This window comes from Endozoicomonas sp. SESOKO2 (assembly GCF_024606245.1).
Lineage (GTDB): Bacteria > Pseudomonadota > Gammaproteobacteria > Pseudomonadales > Endozoicomonadaceae > Endozoicomonas_A.
Window position 1 is genome coordinate 1 of the sequence record NZ_JAHHPQ010000314.1, and the last position, 1,403, is coordinate 1,403.

At 45.8% G+C, this 1,403-nt stretch carries 1 protein-coding gene and 1 pseudogene; both read left to right on the plus strand.

Annotation, left to right across the window (positions count from 1 at the left end; genetic code table 11):
• Positions 1 to 410: pseudogene (locus KDK17_RS07185) on the plus strand (DNA replication and repair protein RecF); the annotation flags it as partial.
• Positions 403 to 1,403: ATP-binding protein (locus KDK17_RS07190; RefSeq protein ID WP_257287713.1), on the plus strand; the 1,001-nt coding region annotated here is incomplete at its 3' end. The pseudogene KDK17_RS07185 and the gene KDK17_RS07190, both read left to right, overlap by 8 nt.

A 1,403-nucleotide genomic window follows, 5' to 3' on the forward strand; every position in this document is an offset into this window, starting at 1 on the left:
GATACACACAGTCAGGGCCACAACGAGCTGATATTAGAGTGCGTCTTGATGGAAGTAATGCCGTCGATATTTTGTCTCGTGGCCAGCTAAAGTTAGTCGTTTGTGCGTTAAAGCTTGCGCAAGGTTATCTCTTTTCAAAAATGAGTAATAGCCAGTGTGTTTTTCTTGTGGATGATTTGCCTTCAGAGTTGGATATTCATCACAGAAAAGCTATGTGTAAAATATTACAGAATATGCAAAGTCAGGTATTTATTACCTGTGTAGAGCCGGGCGCACTGGTGAATTGCTGGGAGCCTGAAATTGATCTTAAAGTGTTTCACGTGAAACAGGGAACTGTGAACCTGAAATCTGGGCGTGAGATTCGCCAGGCTGAATCGCTGGAGAAATCGCTGGAGAAAGAGTATGAGTGAACAAAATTACGATGCGTCCAATATTAAAGTGCTGAAAGGCCTCGATGCAGTTCGTAAGCGTCCAGGAATGTACATTGGTGATACGGATGACGGTACCGGACTTCACCACATGGTGTTTGAAGTGGTAGATAACTCGATCGATGAAGCCCTGGCAGGCTTCTGTGATGAAATTGCAGTTATTATCCACCCGGATGAATCCATAACCGTTCGTGATAACGGTCGGGGAATCCCGGTAGATATCCACGAAGAAGAAGGTGTGTCTGCCGCTGAAGTGATCATGACGGTACTTCATGCGGGGGGGAAGTTTGATGATAACACCTATAAAGTCTCTGGTGGTCTTCACGGTGTCGGTGTATCCGTAGTAAATGCCCTTTCCAAAGAGCTTAAACTGACCATCCGCAGAAATGGTCAGGTTCATCAGCAGATCTATGCGCACGGTGTTCCACAGGAACCTATGAAGGTGATTGGAGAAACTGAAAAGAGCGGTACAGAGGTTCATTTTGTTCCCTCTGAGGAAACCTTCTCCAACATCCAGTTTAGCTATGACATTTTGGCTAAAAGGCTGAGGGAACTCTCTTTCCTGAACTCTGGCGTCTTTATTCGACTGATTGATGAGCGTTCGGGGAAAGAAGACCAGTTTCGCTATGACGGAGGCCTGAGTGCATTCGTTGAATATCTGAATACCAATAAAACCAATATCAACAAGGTCTTCCACTTCACGAAAGTAAGGGAAGATGGCATTGGTGTAGAGGTGGCATTGCAGTGGAATGATGGCTTTCAGGAAAACATTTTCTGCTTTACCAACAACATTCCTCAGCGTGATGGGGGGACCCACCTTGCTGGCTTCAGAGCCGCGCTGACCCGTAACCTGAACAACTACATTGAGCGTGAAGGTTTTGCCAAGAACCAGAAAGTTTCTACTTCTGGTGATGATGCTCGTGAAGGCCTCACTGCGATCATATCGGTTAAGGTGCCTGATCCTAAATTTTCTTC